At 72.2% G+C, this 19,311-nt stretch carries 17 protein-coding genes; 13 read left to right on the top strand and 4 right to left on the bottom strand.

Features of this window, described 5'->3' with window-relative positions; genetic code table 11:
• Positions 1–105: 105 nt before the first annotated feature.
• From QRX50_RS24670 to QRX50_RS24705, 8 genes are all read left to right on the top strand, one after another.
• The gene (locus QRX50_RS24670) at positions 106–1,122 is read left to right on the top strand and encodes an Acg family FMN-binding oxidoreductase (protein ID WP_285974269.1); all 1,017 of its coding nucleotides are present in this window, start codon (positions 106–108) and stop codon (positions 1,120–1,122) included.
• A complete protein-coding gene (locus tag QRX50_RS24675) occupies positions 1,119–1,994 on the top strand; it encodes a universal stress protein (protein WP_285974270.1) in 876 nt (291 codons plus the stop codon). Before QRX50_RS24670 ends, QRX50_RS24675 begins: the two co-directional genes overlap by 4 nt.
• A gap of 376 nt (positions 1,995–2,370) precedes the next feature.
• Positions 2,371–3,255: a universal stress protein gene (locus tag QRX50_RS24680; RefSeq protein ID WP_285974271.1), complete on the top strand. Its 885-nt coding sequence runs from the start codon at positions 2,371–2,373 to the stop codon at positions 3,253–3,255.
• Entirely contained in the window at positions 3,252–4,445 is a 1,194-nt protein-coding gene (locus QRX50_RS24685; protein WP_285974272.1) for a CHAD domain-containing protein, read from the top strand. The genes QRX50_RS24680 and QRX50_RS24685 overlap by 4 nt, the downstream gene beginning before the upstream one ends.
• A 27-nt stretch (positions 4,446–4,472) precedes the next feature.
• Positions 4,473–5,090: a CBS domain-containing protein gene (locus QRX50_RS24690; RefSeq protein WP_285974273.1), complete on the top strand. Its 618-nt coding sequence runs from the start codon at positions 4,473–4,475 to the stop codon at positions 5,088–5,090.
• A gap of 132 nt (positions 5,091–5,222) precedes the next feature.
• On the top strand, positions 5,223–5,861 hold the full coding sequence (locus QRX50_RS24695; RefSeq protein ID WP_285974274.1) for a response regulator: 639 nt from the start codon (positions 5,223–5,225) through the stop codon (positions 5,859–5,861).
• Positions 5,862–6,124: 263 nt separating this feature from the next.
• Complete coding sequence (locus tag QRX50_RS24700; protein WP_285974275.1) at positions 6,125–6,583, top strand: DUF6292 family protein; 459 nt, start codon at positions 6,125–6,127, stop codon at positions 6,581–6,583.
• 222 nt (positions 6,584–6,805) lie between these two features.
• Positions 6,806–8,539 carry a sensor histidine kinase gene (locus QRX50_RS24705; RefSeq protein WP_285974276.1) on the top strand — a complete coding sequence of 578 codons (1,734 nt, stop codon included), beginning with the start codon at positions 6,806–6,808 and terminating at the stop codon, positions 8,537–8,539.
• Here QRX50_RS24705 and QRX50_RS24710 read toward each other — a convergent pair.
• Positions 8,529–9,524: an Acg family FMN-binding oxidoreductase gene (locus QRX50_RS24710; protein WP_285974277.1), complete on the bottom strand. Its 996-nt coding sequence runs from the start codon at positions 9,522–9,524 to the stop codon at positions 8,529–8,531. The genes QRX50_RS24705 and QRX50_RS24710 overlap by 11 nt on opposite strands.
• A 140-nt stretch (positions 9,525–9,664) precedes the next feature.
• Here QRX50_RS24710 and QRX50_RS24715 point away from each other — a divergent pair, with 140 nt between their 5' ends.
• Entirely contained in the window at positions 9,665–11,398 is a 1,734-nt protein-coding gene (locus QRX50_RS24715; RefSeq protein ID WP_285974278.1) for a sensor histidine kinase, read from the top strand.
• A gap of 115 nt (positions 11,399–11,513) precedes the next feature.
• Complete coding sequence (locus QRX50_RS24720) at positions 11,514–12,500, top strand: Acg family FMN-binding oxidoreductase (RefSeq protein WP_285974279.1); 987 nt, start codon at positions 11,514–11,516, stop codon at positions 12,498–12,500.
• 175 nt (positions 12,501–12,675) lie between these two features.
• Here the strand turns inward: QRX50_RS24720 and QRX50_RS24725 are convergent, their stop codons facing one another.
• From QRX50_RS24725 to eboE, 3 genes are all read right to left on the bottom strand, one after another.
• The gene (locus tag QRX50_RS24725; protein ID WP_285974280.1) at positions 12,676–13,401 is read right to left on the bottom strand and encodes a PIG-L deacetylase family protein; all 726 of its coding nucleotides are present in this window, start codon (positions 13,399–13,401) and stop codon (positions 12,676–12,678) included.
• 263 nt (positions 13,402–13,664) lie between these two features.
• Positions 13,665–14,357, bottom strand: a complete 693-nt coding sequence (locus QRX50_RS24730; protein ID WP_285974281.1) for a helix-turn-helix domain-containing protein — start codon at positions 14,355–14,357, stop codon at positions 13,665–13,667.
• 67 nt (positions 14,358–14,424) lie between these two features.
• Positions 14,425–15,627: a metabolite traffic protein EboE gene (gene eboE, locus QRX50_RS24735; protein ID WP_285974282.1), complete on the bottom strand. Its 1,203-nt coding sequence runs from the start codon at positions 15,625–15,627 to the stop codon at positions 14,425–14,427.
• A gap of 292 nt (positions 15,628–15,919) precedes the next feature.
• Between eboE and QRX50_RS24740 the strand changes: the two genes are divergently transcribed.
• The 3 genes from QRX50_RS24740 (at position 15,920) to QRX50_RS24750 (ending at position 19,304) form a co-directional block, all read left to right on the top strand.
• Positions 15,920–16,981: a 2,3-butanediol dehydrogenase gene (locus tag QRX50_RS24740; protein ID WP_285974283.1), complete on the top strand. Its 1,062-nt coding sequence runs from the start codon at positions 15,920–15,922 to the stop codon at positions 16,979–16,981.
• Positions 16,982–17,096: 115 nt separating this feature from the next.
• Positions 17,097–18,182: an ABC transporter permease gene (locus tag QRX50_RS24745; protein ID WP_285974284.1), complete on the top strand. Its 1,086-nt coding sequence runs from the start codon at positions 17,097–17,099 to the stop codon at positions 18,180–18,182.
• A 12-nt stretch (positions 18,183–18,194) separates the two neighbouring features.
• The gene (locus QRX50_RS24750) at positions 18,195–19,304 is read left to right on the top strand and encodes a substrate-binding domain-containing protein (protein WP_285974285.1); all 1,110 of its coding nucleotides are present in this window, start codon (positions 18,195–18,197) and stop codon (positions 19,302–19,304) included.
• Positions 19,305–19,311 lie beyond the last annotated feature (7 nt).

The following is a 19,311-nucleotide window of genomic DNA, read 5'->3' on the forward strand; positions in this document are numbered from 1 at the left end:
CGGTGACGTTGGTCCTTCGTGGCGGTGTCTTGTGGCCGGCGCGTGGTTTCGGCGGTCGGGGGTTGGCTGAGCCGGTCCGATCCGACGAGGCCACCAGGAGAAGTCGTGTCCCACAAAGCTGTTCCCGCGCCGGCACCGGGCGCCGGCGGGTGGACGAGCGCCGAGGTGGAGGTTCTGGGGCGCGCGGTGCTGAGGGCCCCGTCGGTGCACAACACGCAGCCGTGGGCCGTGGAGCCGAAGCACGGTTCGGTGTTGCTGCGGGAGCGGGCAGACGTGGCGTTGCCGCAACACGATCCGGGGCGGCGCGACCTCACGATGTCGTGCGGGACCGCGCTGGCGAACCTCGAACTGGCCGTGCGGGTGCTCGGCCGGCGGGCCGACGTGACGATCCTGCCCGATCCGGCCCGCCCGGACGTGGTGGCGCGCGTCGACGCCGTAGCGCGGCGCGCGCCGTCGGCGGAGGACCTGGCGCGGTTCGCGGCGATCGCGGTGCGGCGCAGCCACCGCGGCCGGTTCGGCGGGCTCCCGGTCGCCCGGCGGCAGGTCGAGCGGGTGGTGCGGGCCGCGGTGACGACCGGAGCCGAAGCTGTGCCGTTGACCGATGCCGGCGAGCTCGCGGAGCTGTTCGGCCACGCCGCCCGCGCGATCCGAGACGACGGCGCCTACCAGCGCGAGCTCGCCCTGTGGACGATCCGCGACGAGGCCGGGCACCGCCACGGCGCGGGGCTGGGGCGCACCGTGGTGCCGCCCGGTGAGCTGCCGTGGGCCGGGCTGGTCCGGCGCGCGACCGAGGTGCCCGAGCCGCGCATGCTGCGGTCCCGGCTGGCGGCCGAGACGTTCCTGCTGTTCCTGACCACCGACGACAGCCGCGCCGACCACGTCCGGGCCGGTTACGCGCTCGAACGCGGTTGGCTCGAAGCGGTCACAATCGGACTGTCGGCCGCGGTGCTGACGCAGCCGCTGCACGTGCCGGAAGTGCGCTCGGCGCTGTGCGAGGACCGCGGTCTCGCGGGGTTCCCGCAAGCGTTGATGAGGCTCGGCCGGCCGGCCGGGAACGCGCCCGCGAGCCTGCGTCGCGGGGTAGGCGAAGTCTTGGTCGGAGCGGGCCGGAGCGAGTCGTGAACGCGGTAACCGGGCCGGTCGTCGTGGGTGTGGACGGGAGCGGACAGGCGGCGTCGGCCGCACGGTGGGCGGTGCGCGAAGCGGCGCTGTGGCACACCTCGCTGACGGTGCTCACGGCGAGCGCGGTGGCGGACCCGGCTTCGGGCGGCAAGGCGTCGGCGTGGCTCGAAACCAAGGCCGTGCTCGCGCAGCAGGTGGCGCGGGCGACGCGTGACGAACTGGCGGCGGCCGAGCCGCTTGTGCCGGTCATGACCAAGACCAGCACGGCCGGCGCCGAAGCCGCCTTGCGGCAGGCCTCGGCCGGCGCGCTCGTGCTCGTGCTCGGCCCGCCGACCGGGACACTCTCCGGGCTGCTGGCCGGATCTCCGGACGCCGACCTCATCGCGAGAGCGGGCTGTCCGGTGGTGATCGTGCGCGGAACCGGCGCGACGCGCGCGGGCGGCCCGGTCGTCGTCGGCGTCGACGGCAGCCCGATGAGCGACGCCGCCCTGGCGTGGGCGTTCGAGGAGGCGTCGCGCCGGGGCACGAGGCTGGTCGCGGTGCACGCGTGGCGCGACACCGAGAGCGGCAGGCCGTTCGCGAGCAACCCCGGAAGCCCGCTGGTCGAGATCGGCGAGGTCGAGCAGCGGCTGCTCGCGGAGCGCCTGGCCGGCCGGCGCGAGCGGTACCCGGATGTCGACGTCGAACCGGTGGTCGAGCGCGATCTCCCCGGCGACAAGCTGCTCGAACGCAGCGCCGAGGCGGCGCTCGTGGTCGTGGGCAGCCGGGGCCGCGGCGGGTTCACGGGCATGGTCCTCGGTTCCACGACCCACGCCTTGCTCCACCGCGCCGACTGCCCCGTGATGGTGGTCGGCGGCGAGCTGCGGGCCTGATTCCCGGAGCGACGCGGGCGGGACGGCCGCCGAACCCGTCCACAGTGGATCGAGGGTCCGGCGCCCGTTCCCCGGCACGGCGACCGCTCTGCCGGAGGGGCCTGCGCTTTCGTCCTCGGGAAAAGGGACTTCGTCCCCTGACCGGCCGGGGCGCGGCTGCGCGACGGTGGACCGTACCGGCGACGTCGAAAACGAGGAGAACCGATGCACGCACAACCCGGAGCCGACGGCTCTCCGCCGGCCGCTGGTCCACAGTGCTGCCCGGGCCGGATGCCGTCGTCCTCACCGCGGCGGAGATCGCAGTCCGCGACGAGCGGGAGCGCGCGGCGCCGCAACGGCCGCGTCGCCTCCGGCGGACGGGAGAGGGGCGTGCGCAGTGCCCGAACGTGACCACCGCGTGGTACTCGCCGGAGTTGACGGGTCGCCGTCCTCCGGCCACGCCGCGGTCTGGGCGGCCGCGGTGGCGGCACGCCGGGGCGCGGTGTTGAAGCTGGTCCAGGCGTACACGGTTCCTGGGCCGGGCGTGTCCGGTATGGCGGTCGCCGCCGTCCGGGAGGGGTTCCGGTCCGTGGCCGAGACGGGGCTCGCCGAGGCCGAGGGGACGGTGCTCGCGCGATGGCCGTCGCTGCCGGTCGAGCGCAGCGCCGTCGAGGGTGGTGTCGTGAGCGTGCTCCTGCGGGAGAGCTCCGGTGCCGAGGCGGTGGTGCTGGGCTCCCGCGGGCTCGGGGGGTTCACCGGGCTCCTGCTCGGTTCGACCGCGGCCGCGGTCGCCGGCCACGCGCCGTGCCCGGTCGTGGTCGTGCGCGGGCGAAAACCGGACGAGGCGCCGCCGACCACCGGACCGGTCGTCGTCGGGCTCGGCCGATCGCCGGACAGCAACGACGCGCTCGGCTACGCGTGCGACGAAGCCGCTGCTCGCAGTACCCGGCTCGTGGTGGTGCGCACCTGGACCGAGGCCACGTCGGGGAGCTCGCCGCGGAAAACGGGCCCCGACGACATCGCCGCCGGGGAACGGCGGCTGGTGGAAGAACAGCTCGCGCCCTGGCGGGAGAAGTGTCCCGAACTGTGGGTCGACGTGGTCATCGCGCACGGCCGGCCGGCCCGGACCCTGCTGGAGCTCGGTGCCGGCGCCCAGCTCGTGGTGGTCGGCAGCCGTGGCCGGGGCGGGTTCACCGGCATGCTGCTCGGCTCCACGAGCCACGCGCTGCTGGTCCACGCGGCGTGCCCCGTCGCGGTGGTCCGCCCGGGGAGCCGGCCATGACCGTGACGACACCGGCGACGAGCCCGCGTCCCGCGCGCGGGTACGCGCTCCTGCACTACGGCATCCACTACTACGACACCGCCGGCCTGCGGCTGCGGCGGCACGGCCTGACGCTCAGCCGGGTCGGCACGAGCTGGCAGCTGGACCGCGGCGACGGCCGGGGGTGCCGGGTCGAGGCGCCCGAGTCGGACCAGGTGCCGCACGAACTGCGCCGGCTCGTCCGCGCCTACAGCCGGGACCTCGAGCTCACCCCGGTGACCGGCCCGTGCACCGGACGCCTGACCCGGGACGCGCCACCGGGGGACACCGCGCGGGCCATGGTGCTCGGCTACCTGGAGACGCAGATCGAGGCGCTCGCCCGCGCCGATCTGGCCGCGCGGCTGGGCGAACCGGAGGGGGCGCGCGAACTGAGAGCGGCAGCACGTCGCCTCAGGGCGGCGCTGTGGACGTTCGCTCCCGTCCTCGGCGGACGGCGGCTGGTGCGGGGCCTGTGCGCATCGCTGTGCCGGCTCGGTGCGAGCGTCGGGCCCGCGCGGGACACCGAGGTGCAGCGGCGCAGGTTCCTGCACCGCCTCGGCGAGCTGTCGGACGAGGCGGTCCTGGGGCCGGTCCGGGCCGACGCCGAGCGGCACTTCGCCGTGGCGGCCGCGGAATCCGCCGCCGAATGCGCCGAGGCGCTCGATTCGCACCGCTACCTCCAACTGCTCAATGCCCTCGAAGTGCTCGGGGTCGTGCTGCGGGAGCAACCTCGGTCCGACCAGCGCAAGGCGGCGCTCGAACCGGCCGGCGCCGTCCTGCCGGGTCTCGTGTGGACGGTCGTGACCGAGACCGACGCGCGGCTGGAAGCGGCGTTCGCCGGCTCCGCTCCGAAGGCCGTCCACGCGGTGCGCAAGAGCGCGAAGCGGCTCCGGTACGCGCTCGAAGCGGCCGCGGACGCCTTGCCCTTCGTCCCGGACCGCGTGCTGGCGGACTGCCGTGCGGTGCAGGACTTGCTGGGGGAGTACCGGGACGCGATGGTCGCCCGCGCGAAGCTGCGCGCACTCGCATCGGCGGCGACGGAGGCCGGCCGGCCGGCGGCGACCTACGAACTGCTGATCACGACCGAGGTGCTCGCTGCGCAGGAGTGCCTCGCCGCCTTGCCCGCGGCGTGGGAAACCCTGCGGCGGGGACTCGAGCCGATGCGGGTTTAGGCACAGAAGGAGAAGGAGGAGAACTCGATGCGTGCACGCGACCTGATGTCCGCGCCGGTGGTGGCGGTGACACCGTCGGCGCCGGTCAAGGAGGCGGCGGAAGTGCTGACGAAGCACGGGTTCACCGCGCTCCCGGTGGTCGACGACGACGAACGTCTGATCGGCATCGTCACCGAGGCCGATTTGATCCGGCACGGGGTGCCCGCGGACGTCCGGTCCGGCCACGGGCGTCCCGTCGCCCCCGCGGCCGCGGCCGGCCGGACGGTGGAAGACGTGATGACCACGCCGGTCACGGCGATGTCGCCGGGGACCGACGTGGCCGACCTGTGCCAGGCCCTGGTCGACGCGAGGATCCGGGCGATGCCGATCGCCGACGGCAGCCGTCTGGTCGGGATCGTCACCCGCGGCGACGTCGTCCGCGTGCTCGCGCGGGCGGACAGCGCGATCGCCGTGGACGTGCGGCACCGGCTCGAAATCTACGGTGGCACCGGGCGGTGGGAGGTCGAGGTCCGCGAGGGGGTGGTGCGGATCGTCGACCGCGACGACGACGAGACCGACCGGCACGTCGCCACGGTCCTCGCGCTCGCCGTGCCGGGCGTGGTCGCCGCGGACTGCGTCTCGTCCGGCGATGATCCGTGGTCGTGACCGGACGCGGCACCACCTGACCGGCCGGACGTGACCTCCGGCTCGACACCCGGGACTTTGGTCATCGCGATCCCGGGGCCGGGCGGCCGTACGCTGATCCGCGTCATCCCTTCTCGGCCGGGGAGGTCGCCGATGCTCCGCGTTTTTCTCGTGGACGACCACGAGGTCGTGCGCCGCGGCGTGGCCGACCTGCTGGACGAGGACGAGGAGATCACCGTCGTCGGGCAGGCCGGCAGCGTGTCGCAGGCGCTGGCCCGGATCCCCGCGCTCCGGCCGGATGTCGCCGTGCTGGACGTGCGGATGCCCGACGGCAACGGCATCGAGCTGGCGCGCGAGCTGCGTTCGAAGCTGCCCGAGCTCAAGTGCCTGATGCTCACCTCCTACACCGACGAGCAGGCGATGCTCGACGCGGTGCTGGCCGGCGCCGCCGGGTTCGTGATCAAGGACATCAAGGGCATGGACCTGGTTTCGGCCGTCCGGGGGGTCGGTGCGGGCAAGTCTCTGCTCGACGAGCACGCGGCGGCGGCCCTGATGGCCAAGCTCCGCGACAGCCAGGCCAAGAAAGGCCCGTTGTCCGACCTGTCGGACCAGGAACGCAAACTGCTGGAGCTGATCGGCGAAGGTCTGACCAACCGGCAGATCGCGGAACGGATGTTCCTGGCCGAGAAGACCGTCAAGAACTACGTCTCGCGGCTGCTGACCAAGCTGGGCCTGCAGCGCCGGACCCAAGCCGCGGTCCTGGCCACGGAGCTGCGCGACCAGGAACGCTGAACCGGCGCGTGGCCGCGCGACGCTGCCTCGTGGTGATGCCGCAAGGGTTTCCGGGGTCGAGGTGTCCGTCTGTCCGTCCTCAATGGACTGAGAATCTCGTCGCCGCCGAGCTTCCGATCGCGCAGCGGCCAACGGGAGTGAGCGGGGACGAAAGTCCTTGCGGCCGAGGCCGAACGCCGCCATCAGGCCGCCGCCGCGCCGTCGTAACGTCGCGGCGAGAGCGACGGCCGGTTGCGGCCGGTGGGTGCCGACCGCGTTGGAGGGTGATTCCGCTGCCGACTGGCATCGACGACGACCACGGCCTGCGCTGCGGCCTGACCGGCTACCTGGCTGCGGTGAGTGCCGCGGTGGGCGTGGGGGTGGAATCCTGCGCCGTGGACCTCGACGACCCCGTCTCGGCGTACGTGGCGCTGGATGTGCGCTTGCGCCGGCGACCGGGGCGGGACACGGCCCTGGTGTGGGACGAGCGCCACGGCTGGTCGTTCGCGATGGAAACGCATTCGGGTGAGGACTTGCTGGTACTCGCCTACTTCGGCGGCGAGGTCGTGCCCGATCCGGTTGCCGTGCGCCGGTTCGTGGCCGGCGTCCGGTCCGCCGACACGGCCCCGGCACCGGTTCCGCCCGAGCTCGGCGGTGACCGGGGTGAGCTGGCCGCCCGCTTGCTGCGCTACCGCCTCGACAGCTCTTCCGCCGGTGTCCCGATCTTGAGTCGGGCCGGTTGACGCTCTTGTCCACAGTGGGCACCCCGGTCGGCGCGGAGCCGGCGCGCCGCGCGTTGCCGGACGCCGCGACCGACGCACAGCCGATCGTTCCTGCGCGCTGCGTGACCGGGGGACCGCCGGTCGGGTTTGCGCGGCTTGACGGTGCTCGCGAGGGTGGGAGACTGGGTGTCCCGGACCGGCGACCCGCGGTGTGCGAGGACCGTGGCGAAGACAGGAACGGCTGTGAGCGGAGCTCAGGACGACCAGCCCGACCCGGGCAGGCTGACCTTCCCCGACCTGCCGAGGCTGGAGCTCGACCAGTTGCTCGCGCAGCTGGTCGAGCGGGCCCAGGAGGTCATGGGAACCCAAGGCCGGCTGCGCGGCCTGCTGCGCGCGACCACGATGATCACGAGTGACCTCGCCCTGCCGGCGCTGCTGACGCGTATCGTCGAGGCGGCTCGCGAGCTGGTGGGGGCGCACTACGCGGCACTGGGCGTGATCGGCCCGGACGGACAGCTCGCCGAGTTCGTGCACGTGGGCATGGCCGCGGAGACGGTGGCGAAACTGGGCCACCTGCCCGAGGGCAAGGGCCTGCTGGGCGCCCTGGTCGAGGATCCGCGGCCCATCCGGCTCGCCCGCCTGCAGAACGATCCGCGGTCCACCGGCTTCCCGGCCGGCCATCCGCCGATGGCGAGCTTCCTGGGCGTCCCGATCCGGGTGCGGGACGCCGTGTTCGGCAACCTCTACCTCACCGACAGCGTCAACGGCGGGTTCAGTGCCGAGGACGAAGAGCTCGCGCTCGCTCTCGCGGCCGCCGCGGGCAGCGCGATCGACAACGCGCGCCTGTACCAGACCGCGAGGGTCCAGCAGGAGTGGCTGCGCGCGTCCGCCGCGATCACCCGCGAGCTCCTCTCTTCGGAGTCGGAGAACCCGCTCGCGCTCATCGCGCGCCACACCCGGGAGCTCGCCGACGCCGAACTGGTGACGGTCGTCAGGCCGACCGGTGCCGAGGGCACCCTGCGCGTGGACCTGGCGGTCGGGGCCGGCGCGGAGAAGCTGGAGGGCCTGGTGCTGCCCGTCGGTTCGTCGGTCTCCGGCTCGGTCTTCGTCACCGGCGAGCCGATGATGGGCTCGTGGATCGAACAGCGGGAGCGGCTGCCGGTGCGGCCGCCGATCGAGATGGACGTGGACGCCGTTCTCGTCGTGCCCCTCACCGGCAGTGGGCAGGTCAACGGCGTGCTCACCGCGGCACGCGCCACGGGTCGCCCGCCGTTCACCGTGGACGATCTGGAGATGGCGGCGGGGTTCGCCAACCAGGCGTCCGTGGCGATCGAGCTGGCCGAGGCGCGGGCCGAACAGCAGCGCAACGCCCTGTACGACGAACGTGAACGGATCGCCGCCGATCTGCACAGCCAGGTGGTCCGGCGGCTGTACTCCGCCGGCCTGGCGTTGCAGACGACGGCCGGTCTCGCCCGATCGGCGACCGTCGTGAACCGGGTCCGCGAGACGATCGCCGACCTCGACGACGTCATCGACCAGATCCAGGCCACCGTGTTCTCGGTCGACGACCCGGCCGACGCCGGGCTGTCACCGGTGCGCGACGAGATCCTGCGGGTGCTCTCCGAGGCCACCGCCGTGCTCGGGTTCGCCGTCTCGACCCAGTTCTCCGGCAAGCTGGACACCCTGGTGGCCGCCGATCTGGTGCCGTTCCTCGAGCATGGCCTGCGGCTGGTCGCGCGCCACGCGGCCGCGGCCTGGGTCCAGGTGGAGATCCGGTCCGAGCCGGACCGGCTGACCGCGGTGGTCCGGCACGACGGCCCGGGCGATCTCGAAGGATCGGCCGCCGCGGATCTCGCGGAGCTGGCGGAAGCCGCGCGGTCGCGCGGCGGGACCTGCGGGGTGGGCCACGGTGACGAGGCCGGCTCGGTGCGCTGGACGGTGCCGACGAGCCAGGGGGACGCGGTCGTCAGGCGGTGAGCAGGGTCGGGGCGACCACGACCTCCTCCAGATCCCTTCTCGGCACCGGCGCGGCCGGCGAACCGTGGCCCAGGCGCAGGATGATCTGCGGCCAGACGCCACCGCCGAGCAGCACGCGGAGCCGTTCGCGCAGGTGCGCGACTTCGACCGGTTGCGAGATGAAGGAAGCGTCCAGCCTCAGCGCCGTCGCCGTCAGCAACACGCGTTGCATGGCCTGGCCGGTCCTCAGCCGGTCGAGGTGGTCGTCGCCGAACGAGCCGATCACCACGACCAGCGGTTCGGGCGCCGGGCCCGGGCGGAGCGAGCCGGCAGCCCTGGTTCCGAAATCACGGAGGACCCAGGCGTCGCCGGCCGGCGGGGTCCCCCCGGCGGACATCGGCACGCCGTCGCGGCTGGACCGGTCGCGCGCGGTCCAGCGCTGCCACTCGGCGACGAACGCGGGATCGTTCATCTGGATCCGGTGACTCGTCCGCACCAGCTCCTTCAGCCCCGCCACCTGGCCGTGATCGAGGCGGGGCAGCCAGGCGTGCTCGAGCTCCGCCGCGTGGCGCAGCAGGCCGACGACCGCCGGGGGCACGACCTCGGTGCTGAAAGGCGACCGGTTCGTGTGCCGGCGGGGGATCTCCCGCGCGAGCCGGGCGAGCCGGTCGTCGACCGACGCGCCGCCCACCGGCCGCACCACGGCCAGCAGGTCCGGCTCCGGACGGCGCGGGAACAGGGTCACGACCGGGTGCACGCCGCAGGCGTGGATCGCGGCACGGAGGTTGAACAGTGCCGCGCCGCAGGACAGCAACAGCTCCCGCCGGTCCGCGTCGGCGACGGGAAGGATGCGGTCGGGGTCCGCGCGGACCTCGATTCCTCCCGGTCCGCTGGCGAACAGCCAGGGCTGAGTGTTGTGCGTCGAGGGCGCGAGCGTCGCGGCGCGCAGAGCCGATCTCACCTGTTCGGAGGTGAGCCGCCCGGTCGCAGCCACTTGTAGGGTCATCGGTCTCCCGGCCGTGGAAAGCGAGTGCTGGTCGGAGTCGAGCCTTGCCCTGCCAGGCTGGTCGACCGCTGCCGCGGCGGACAGAGGCGAAAGTCATCACGGGCGGGCGACGCCGTGGGATGAGGGAGGCGAGCGGACCGATGTCGGCAACCGGGTCCGGGGAGAGCGCCCGCAGGCTTTCGGGCACCCTGGGACAGCTGCGCCTGCGGGAGACGCTGCGGGATCTCCAAGAGCTCGTCGAGCAGCTGATCGGTACGCGCGACAAGATGGACGGCCTGCTCGACGCGGTGCTCGCCGTGGCGTCGGGGCTGGAACTGGACGCGACGCTGCGCCGCATCGTCCAGGCCGCGATCGACCTCGGCGAGGCTCGATACGGGGCGCTCGGTGTGCTCGCCGACGACAGTTCGCTCGCGGAGTTCGTGTACCGCGGCATCGATTCCGCGACGCGGGAGCGCATCGGCCACCTGCCCGAGGGCCACGGGGTGCTCGGCCTGGTCATCGACGAGGCGAAACCGCTGCGGCTGGAAGAGATCTCGGAGCATCCCGCGTCCGTCGGGTTTCCGCCGCACCACCCGCCCATGCACTCGTTCCTCGGCGTTCCCGTCCGGGTGCGCGACGAGGTCTTCGGCAACCTCTACCTCACCGGGAAGCGGGGCGGTGGCGCTTTCACCGACGACGACGAGGTGATGGTGCAAGCGCTTGCGGCCGCGGCGGGGATCGCGATCGAGAACTCGCACCTGTACGAGCAGGCGCAGCTGCGGCAACGGTGGCTCGGTGCGACGAGTGAGGTCACGACCGAGCTGCTCGGCGGCACGGACCCGGCCGACGCGCTGAACCTGATCGCCGAACGGGCCCTGGAGCTGACCGGCTCGGACGTGACGATGCTGGCGCTGCCCAACTCCGGCCGGCTGGACGTCGACGAGGACTGGGACGCCGACGCCGCCGACCTGACGATCACCGTCTGCGCGAGCGTGAGCGCGGTCGAGTTCACCGGCGTGCGGATCGACACCGCCTCGACCGTTCCGGGCGCGGTCTACCGGGACCGGACCCCGCGCAGCATCCCGGTCCTGGACCTCGGCGGGGGCCGGCGTTTCGGCCCGACGCTCGTGGTGCCCCTGCGCACGGGGGACCGCACGTCAGGGGTCCTGATCGCGGTCCGCGAGCCGGGCGCCACCGCGTTCGGGGCGACACAGCTGCCGGTCCTGGCGTCGTTCGCCGACCAGGCCGCGCTCGCCCTGCAGCTGGCGGCCCAGCAACGCGCCGCCCGCGAGCTGGACGTGCTGTCCGACCGCGACCGGATCGCCCGGGACCTGCACGACCACGTGATCCAGCGGCTCTTCGCGGTGGGGCTGGCGATGCAGGGCACGCGCCGCCGGCTGAAGGAGCCGGAGCTGAAGCGGCGGCTCCAGGACAGCGTCGACCAGATGCACGAGATCGTCCACGAGATCCGCACCGCGATCTTCGACCTGCACGGTGGCGCGGCTGGGGCGACCGGGCTGAGCCTGCGGCACCGGCTCTACGACGCGATCGCCGAGCTCACCGACGACGCACCCGTGCATCCCACGGTGAGCATGTCCGGCACCGTCGACGCGGTGCCCGCGCAGCTGGGCGAACACGTGGAGGCCGTGGTCCGCGAGGCCGTCAGCAACACCGTCCGGCACGCCGGCGCCACATCGGTGACCATCGCGGTGTCGGTGAAGGACGAGGTGCTCCGGGTGGCGGTCGCGGACGACGGCTCGGGGCTGCCCGCCGAGGTCTCGCCGAGCGGGCTGGGCAACCTGCGCGACCGGGCCGAATCGGCGGGCGGGACCTTCTCGATCGAGTCGCGCCCGGGCGGCGGCACGCGGGTCGAGTGGACCGTGCCCCTGCCGTGAGCCGGCGGCACCGGGGTCTTAGGTCCCACGACTTCGTGACCGCCGCCCGTACACCGGGCCGGCCGCGCGGAGAACCCTCGGTGGTGACCCTTGGCGCCGTCCCCGGGAGACCACGATGAACGACCAGCTCCCCACCGCGTTCGACCAGGCGCTCGCGGCGGCGGTGCGAGCGCCGTCTCCGCACAACACCCAACCGTGGCGGTTCGTGGTGGACGGGGACGCGGTCGAGGTGTGGCTCGACCGCGACCGGGTCCTCGCGGTCGCGGATCCCGCGGCGCGCGAGGCGAGGGTGTCCTGTGGCGCCGCCGTGCTGAATCTCGTGATCACCCTGCGGGTCAACGGGCTCGGCGCGCGGGTGCGGATCCTGCCGGGCGCCGCGTTGCCGGACCTGCTCGCCGTGATCGGTCTCGACGGCACCCGGCGTTCGACGGAACAGGACCGCGGGCTCGCCGAGGCGGTGCACCGCAGGCATACGAACCGCCGCCCGTTCGCCGACCGCGCGGTGCCGGCCGTCGCCCGCGCCCGGCTGAAGTCGGCGGCGCTGAGCGAGGGCGGGCAGCTCGAGTTCCTCGACGCCTCGGGGCGCTACCCGAAGGTCGCCGCGCTCGTCCGGCGAGCGGAGTCGCTGCAGGCCGAGGACCCGGCGTTCCGGGCGGAGTCGGCGTTCTGGACCGGGCGCGCGGCGGAGAGCCCGGACGGGGTGCCGACGGTCGCTTTCGGACCGCGGTACGAGATCCCCGGTGTCGTGTGCCACCGCGCCTCGCATACGAACCCGGCCGTTCCCTCGCGGGCGTTCGAGCAGGATCCGTTGCTGGCGGTCGTGCTGACGCGCGACCACGGCGCGGCCGCCGACGTCCGGGCCGGTATGGTGATGCAGCGTGTCCTGCTGACCGCCACGGCGGAGGGCCTGGCCGCCTCGTTCCTCTCCCAGCCGCTGGAGGTCCACGGCATCCGGGAACAGTTCCTGGAGCTGTTCCGCGGGTTGGGCCAGGTGCACGCGCTGCTGCGGATCGGGTACGGCCACGCGACCCGGATGACGGCGCGACGGCCGGCCGCCGAGGTGACGGCACAGCGGGCCGAACCGGACGTGCCGGCCGTCTGACCGTCCGATCAGGTCAGTTTCGAGGCGCTGTTGTGCTGCGCCATCGCTGGTTCGAATTCTCGCTCAATCGGGAAGGTTTCGCCGGTCAGTCCGATCGGGTTACACCCGGCGCTTTCGAGGACTGGTCAATATTCATGACCAAACGCTCACCCGCCTGCTTTCGCGCGCAGCCGGGTCAGAGCACGATGACCTCGGCGGGAACGGCGAACCGCACCCCCAGCCGAAGGCCCGTCTCGGCCCCGGAGGATTCGAGGAACTCCCGGGGCGACGCCATGTCGCCGGGGCCGATCCCGCGCAGGTACTCGGCGTGGGCTTCGAGGGAGGCGACGCCTTGGTCGAGAAAGTCGGTCGTGTCGACGCCGTGGGTGGACTCGGGGCTGTTGGTGACGATGATCTGCCGCACCTGCCACGGATCGAGGCCCTCGTCGAGCAGTTCGCGGAAGATCCAGCGGTTGCCCGCGTCGCGGGCGCCGTCCAGGACCGCGCGGCCCAGCGCGATGTGGTCGGCCTGGTTGGGGGCGCCCGGGCCCCAGCGGTCGTGGTAGTTGCCGGTCACGACGACGTCGGGGCGGTGCCGGCGGATGGCCCGGGCGATGTCCCGGCGCAGCGGGAGCCCGTATTCGAGGACGCCGTCCGGGTAACCGAGGAACTCCACGAGGTCGACGCCGACAGCCGCCGCGCCGGCACGCTCTTCGGCTTCGCGCAACGGTCCGGCCACCGCGGGGTCGATGGCGTCGATGCCCGCTTCACCGCTCGTCGCCAGGCAATAGACGACTCGCTTGCCCTGCGAGGTCCAGCGGGCGACGGCCGAGGCCGTGCCGTACTCGAGGTCGTCCGGATGCGCGGCGAACGCCAGCGCGGTCGACCACGATTCATCCAACGGCACAAGTGGTTCGGTCACCCTCGGGTCAGCCTTTCTCGAAAATCCCCACAGCTTGAACGCGGGTCACCCTACTCGAATGCGGACGCGGCGTTTCCGGACAGTCCTGCCCGCTCGGCCGGGATGAGCCGATTCCGATGAAAAGCGAGCTGATCACGGCATTTCTTGCTGTGTTCTTATCGGGAATTCACGCGGGAGAAAGCCGGCCGCAGCTCCGTGACCTTCGGCCGGCAGACCGTCCGCGGGGACGAACTCGGCGCCTGGAGTGAACCGCGCGAGTCCGGTCAGCGAGCGGGTTTCCGGCCGTGGACGAACCAGATCGCCTCGGCCGGGCCGTCGCCGCGGTTGGTGAGGCGGTGGGGGGTCGTCGAGTCGAAGGCGATGGAGTCGCCCGCGTGCAGTTCGTAGGTGTCGAAGGCCAGGGCGACTTCCAGGGTGCCGCTGATGACGTAGCCGTATTCGATGCCCGAGTGGCGGGTGAGCTTGTCGTCGGGGACGGAGCTGCCGTCGACTTCGTAGCGCACGTGCAGGAAGTCCACGGAGCTGTCGTGGATGCTCGACAGCTGCTCCCACGTGACACCGGAGTCGAGGACGAGCTGGCGGCGTTCGCCGGGGCGGAGCATGGGGCTCTGCTGCTCTTCGGGACTTTCGTTGAGCTTCGCCAGCGCACCGTGGAAGCTGTGCTTCTCGACGCCGGCGACCGGTGCGGGCGCGGGCGTTTCCTCCGTGCCCGCACCGGAGGCGCTGCTGAACAGCTCGTCGATGGAGACGTTGAGGGCACTGCAGATCGCGTACAGGGTCGCGACCGAGGGCTGGGACTTGTTGTTCTCGATCTGTGACACGAACGCGGCCGAGTACCCGAGGTCGCGCGCGAACTGGCGCAGCGACAGCCCGGCCGCCTGCCGGCGCGCGCGCAGCTGCTCGCCGAGGTTGGCGGCCTCGGCGTGTTCCGCCACCGGCTCGTGCTTCGCTGCCACGTCTCGCTCCTCGCGCTGTCGTTCAATCAGTGTTCACTATAGCTTGACGCCTTGCCGCGAGAGCGGCTCAAGCGGTGAGCCGGTCGCGCACGAACTCCAGCTCCCGCACGACGTAGTCGGTGATGTCACCGCTCTTGAGGTGCTCGGGCAGCACGTCCCAGGTGTAGGTCTCGATCTCCAGGTGCGACGACTGCGGCTGCACGCGATGGCGGTCCAAGGCCTGCTCCAGAGCGAACCGCGTGGTGCGGAACGGCCCGAGGTCGTCGAGGAAGACGGGCACGTGGAAGTGCGTGCGCCATTCGCGCGCGCCACCGGGGTCGCGGCGCCAGGCGGCGATCGCGTCGGAGAGGTTGAGGTGGCGGGTGACGGTGCCCTCGCGCAGCTCGGACGTCTGGCTCAGGTAGATGGTGCGGGTGAACCGCTCCAGTTCGCGCACCACCTCGTCGGTGACCTCGGGCACCCACAGCGCGGCGGCCTGCTGCAGCTTGAACACGGGCACGCCGGCGTCGGCGAGCAGGTCGAGCGAGGCGGGGATGTCGTCGAACTCCACGGCCTGGTGCCCGATGTCGAACACGATCCCCACGTGGCGGCGCAGGGCGCCGAAGGCTTCCGCGAGCGGCAGGTCCGCGAGGTCGGAAAGCGTTTCGGCCGCGGCCCGGGAGTACAGCCGTGTGGTGAAGTAGCGGACCGTCTCTTCGATGGTTTCCAGGTAGCAGAACGGTTCCGGCTCGATCGCGAGCTTCACCCGCCGGCCGGTACGGCGTTCGAGGGCGACGAGGTGGGCAACGACGCGCAGCACGTTGCGGGTGAACAGCTCCACGTACGCCTCGCCGGTGACCTTGGGCCGGTAGGCGAGCGGCACGGTCTGGATGGTCGGTTCGACCCCGTCCGCGGCGATGTCGGCGAGGACGTCGGCCACGCGCATGGTGTACGCGACGCGCTCTTCGGTGCTCCAGTCCGGTTCGTACACGTTCTCCATCACCGAGCGGCCCTTGAACGGTCCGTGCGGGAACGCGTTCACGGTGTAGACGTAGAGATCGCCCTCCGCCAGGTACTTCTTCAGCCGGTCCCGCTCGGGCCCGTCGCCGGCGAGCCGGTCGGCGGAGGCGCCCGAGAGCCGCAGCGACACCCCGAACGGCGCGTCGGGGGAGACCCGGCGCTTCACTTCGGGGACGTAGGTCTCGAGGCTGGCGTTCATCTCGTCCCAGGTGTCACCCGGGTGCACGAGGGTCGAATAGGACAGGTGGCCCAGACGCGTGCCGAGGTCCATGAAGTTCCTCCGGGGAAGGCGGCAGAGGGGGTATCGGAAGTGCTGCGGTGACGCGCTGCAGCAGGCGTTTGCTCGAAGTGAACAGTCAGAAACCCAGTGCTGTCAAGGATTGCTGCCTTTGACCTGCGTATCTGTCAAATTTGTTCGCTGACTCTTGACTCACCGGCTGGTTCATTGTTCACTACCGCTGTACAGCGTCGTCGAACGGGAGTGAACCCGGCGAGTACCGGCGCCGTGTCCACGCCCGGATCCCGGCTGCGCGGGTTTCCGGAGAGCCTACGAGGAGTTGAGCATGCGCGCCGCGGTCTTCCACGACAAGCACGACATCCGGGTCGAGGACATCCCGGAGCCGACCGCGGTCGGTGCGCGGCAAGTGCGCGTCCGGCCCTACCTGTGCGGGATCTGTGGCACCGACCTGCACGAGTACGCGGCCGGGCCGATCGTCATCCCGACCAGCCCGCACCCGCTCTCGCACGCCGCGGCGCCGCAGGTGCTCGGGCACGAGTTCTCCGGGCAGGTGCTGGAAATCGGCGCCGAGGTCACCGGGGTTCGCGTCGGCGACCGGGTCTCGGTGATGCCGTTGATCTACTGTGGACACTGCTACTACTGCCGCCGCGGGCTCAACCACCTGTGCCCGCGGATGGCCTGCACGGGACTGAGCTGGGACGGCGGCGGGATCAGTGAGCAGGTGGTGGTCCCGGAGCACCAGATCTCGGTGCTGCCGGAATCGGTGTCGGACGTGCAGGGCGCGCTGGTCGAGCCGGCCGCAGTCGCCGCGTACGGCGTCGACCGCACCGGCTTCACCTCCGGCGACAGCGTTCTGATCACCGGCGCCGGGCCGATCGGCGCGCTCGCCGCGCTGTACGCGCACGCGTCGGGCGCGGCGCAGATCTTCGTGAGCGAGCCCAACGCGCGCCGCCGGGCCCTGCTCGACGCGCTCGGGGTGGCGACCGTGCTCGACCCGCTGGCCGAGGACGTGCCGGAGGCGGTCCGCGCGCTCACCGGCGGGATCGGGGCCGACGTCGCCGCGGAGTGCTCCGGCTCGGAGGCCGGCCTCGCCACGGCGCTGGTCAGCCTGCGTTCCCACGGCACCGCGACGCAGGTGGGCCTGCACGTCCGGCCCGCCACGATCGACCCGATGGCCTTGTCTCAGCGCGATCTGAGCCTGGTCGGCACCTGGTGCTACCCGGTGTACGACTTCCCCCGCATCATTTCGCTCGTCGCGACCGGCCGCTTTCCGGTGGAGCGCGTGCTCACCGAGGTGATCGCGGTCGACGACGTCGTCACCGGCGGGTTCGACCGGCTGCTCGACCCCGAAGGCGACGCGCAGAAGCTGCTCGTCAAGGTCGGCTGACGCGCGCGAACCGCGTCGCCTTACCACACAATCGTTTCCCGCTGCCCACAAGACCTTTGTGGACAGACTTCGTCCTGCCCTGCGACCCGGTGCGCTGCACCCGAGGAGCGATCCGATGAGCGACACGACAAGGGGTTCCGTGGTCGTCACACAGTCGGCCCCGTCGCCCGCCCCGGCTTCGGGGACCACCCGCCCGCCCGGCCGGCCGAGCCTCTGGCGGCAGACGACGGCACAGCGTGCCTCGCGCGGACTGGTGACGATCCTCGTCGCGACCGCGCTGCTGTTCCTCGTCAGCCTGCTGCTGCAGCCCGAGAGCCTGGGGCGCAGCTCGCTGCAGGGGATGCTGCCTTTCGCCGCGGTGCTCGCCGTGGTCGCGCTCGGGCAGACGCTGGTCGTGCAGCAGGCGGGGATCGACCTGTCGGTGCCCGGCACCGTGTCCCTGAGCGTGATCATCGTGACGCACTACCCCGCCGGGGACAACGGGAAGCTGCTTCCCGCGGTGCTGCTCGCCTACGTCGCGGCGCTGGCGGCGGGGCTGCTCAACGGTCTGGTGGTGAGCCGGCTCGGGATGTCGGCGATCGTCACCTCCTTGGGCACCAACGCTTTGCTCTACGCGGCGGTGCTCGGGGTCTCGGGCGGCTCGCCGGTGACGACCACGGATACGTTGCACTCGCTCGTCACCGGCCGCTTCCTCGGTTTGCCGTACGCGGTTTACATCGCCATCGTCCTCGTCGCGGTGACCGGCTTCGCGATGAAGCGCACCGTGCCGGGCCGCCGGTTCGAGGCCGTGGGCGACAACCCGGAGGCCGCAGGGCTGGCCGGCCTGCGCGTGCGGCGCCACCAGCTCGCCGCCTACGTCTGGGCGTCCCTGCTCTACGGCACCGCGGGCATCCTCCTGGCCGGCATCGTGACCACGCCGGGCGCGTTCCAGGGCGACACGCTGCTGCTGCCGTCGGTCGCGGCCGTCGTGCTGGGCGGAACTTCCCTGCTCGGCGGCAAGGGCAGCCCGGTCGCCAGCGCGATCGCCGCCTTGTTCCTCAGCCAGCTCGACCAGTTCGTGCTGACGCTCGGCGTCAGCGCGGCGACGAACAACATCGTCCAGGCACTCGCGCTCGCCGCGGGTGTCGCCGTCTACACCGTGAACTGGGCCGCCGTGCGCGGCTGGTTCCGCCGTGTCCCCGCTCCCCGGACCCAGCAGTAGGAAGGGTTTCCCATGTCTCCCCAGTCCCTTCGCCGGTCGTTGCTCGCCGGCTTGGCTTCCCTCGCCCTCGTCACCACCGCCTGCACGGTGGACGACGGCGGCTCGACCAGCGCCGAAGGCGGCAAACCCGCCAACGCGAACGTGCCGGCGTGGTGCGGTTCGAAGCAGATCACCCTCGGCCTGGCCGACGGCTTCGGCGACAACAACTGGCGCAAGGTCACCACGGCCGAAGCCAAGGCCGAGGTCGCGAAGTGCCCCAACGTCACGTCCTTCACCTACACCGACGGCCAGGGCAACACCCAGAAGGCCATTTCGGACATCCAGGGCCTCGTCGCCAAGGGCACGCAGGCGATCGTGGTCTTCCCGGACGCCGGCCAGGCGGTGCTGCCCGCTCTTCGCAGTGCCTACAAGGCGGGCGTGGTCACCGTGCCGTACCGGGTCAACCCGGGCGGCACACCCGGCCAGGACTACGACGCGTTCGTGAGCACGAACTTCGAGCAGGCCGGCGTGCTGTGGGGTCAGTGGCTCGTGAAGGCGCTCAATGGCAAGGGCAAGGTGCTCAACCTCGGCGGCCCGGCCGCGAACTCGCAGAGCCTCGACGAGTACAAGGGCATGCAGAGCGTGCTCAAGGACCACCCGGGCATCCAGTTCGTCGGCACCACGCCGTACGAGGTGACCAACTGGGACGCCGCGCAGACCCAGCGCGTGATCACCGCGGCGCTGGCCAAGAACCCGGAGATCGACGCGATCACCACCGACTTCGGTGCCGCGCTGGCGAGTTCCTTCTCCGCGTTCACCTCGGCCGGGCGCAAGATCCCGGCGATCGCGACCGAGGACGCCAACCAGCTCGCCTGCAACTGGCAGCAGCAGAAGGACGGCGGCAACCCGTTCCAGCTGTTCACCGTCTCCTCGCAGAACGCGATGTCGCGTCTGGCGATCGACGTCGCGGTGGCCAAGGCGACCGGCGGTGTGGTGCCGAAGGACCTGGTGTACCCGCAGAGCGCGTTCGAGGACTCGATCTCCGGGCAGCCGCACCCCGTCACGTGCGACAAGGAGCTCCCGAGCGACGCGTTCGTGTCCAGCTCGCTGTCCAAAGCGGACCAGACCGCGGCCCTGAAGTAGGAGACCG

It is taken from the genome of Amycolatopsis sp. 2-15 (genome assembly GCF_030285625.1).
Taxonomy (GTDB): Bacteria; Actinomycetota; Actinomycetes; order Mycobacteriales; family Pseudonocardiaceae; genus Amycolatopsis; species Amycolatopsis carbonis.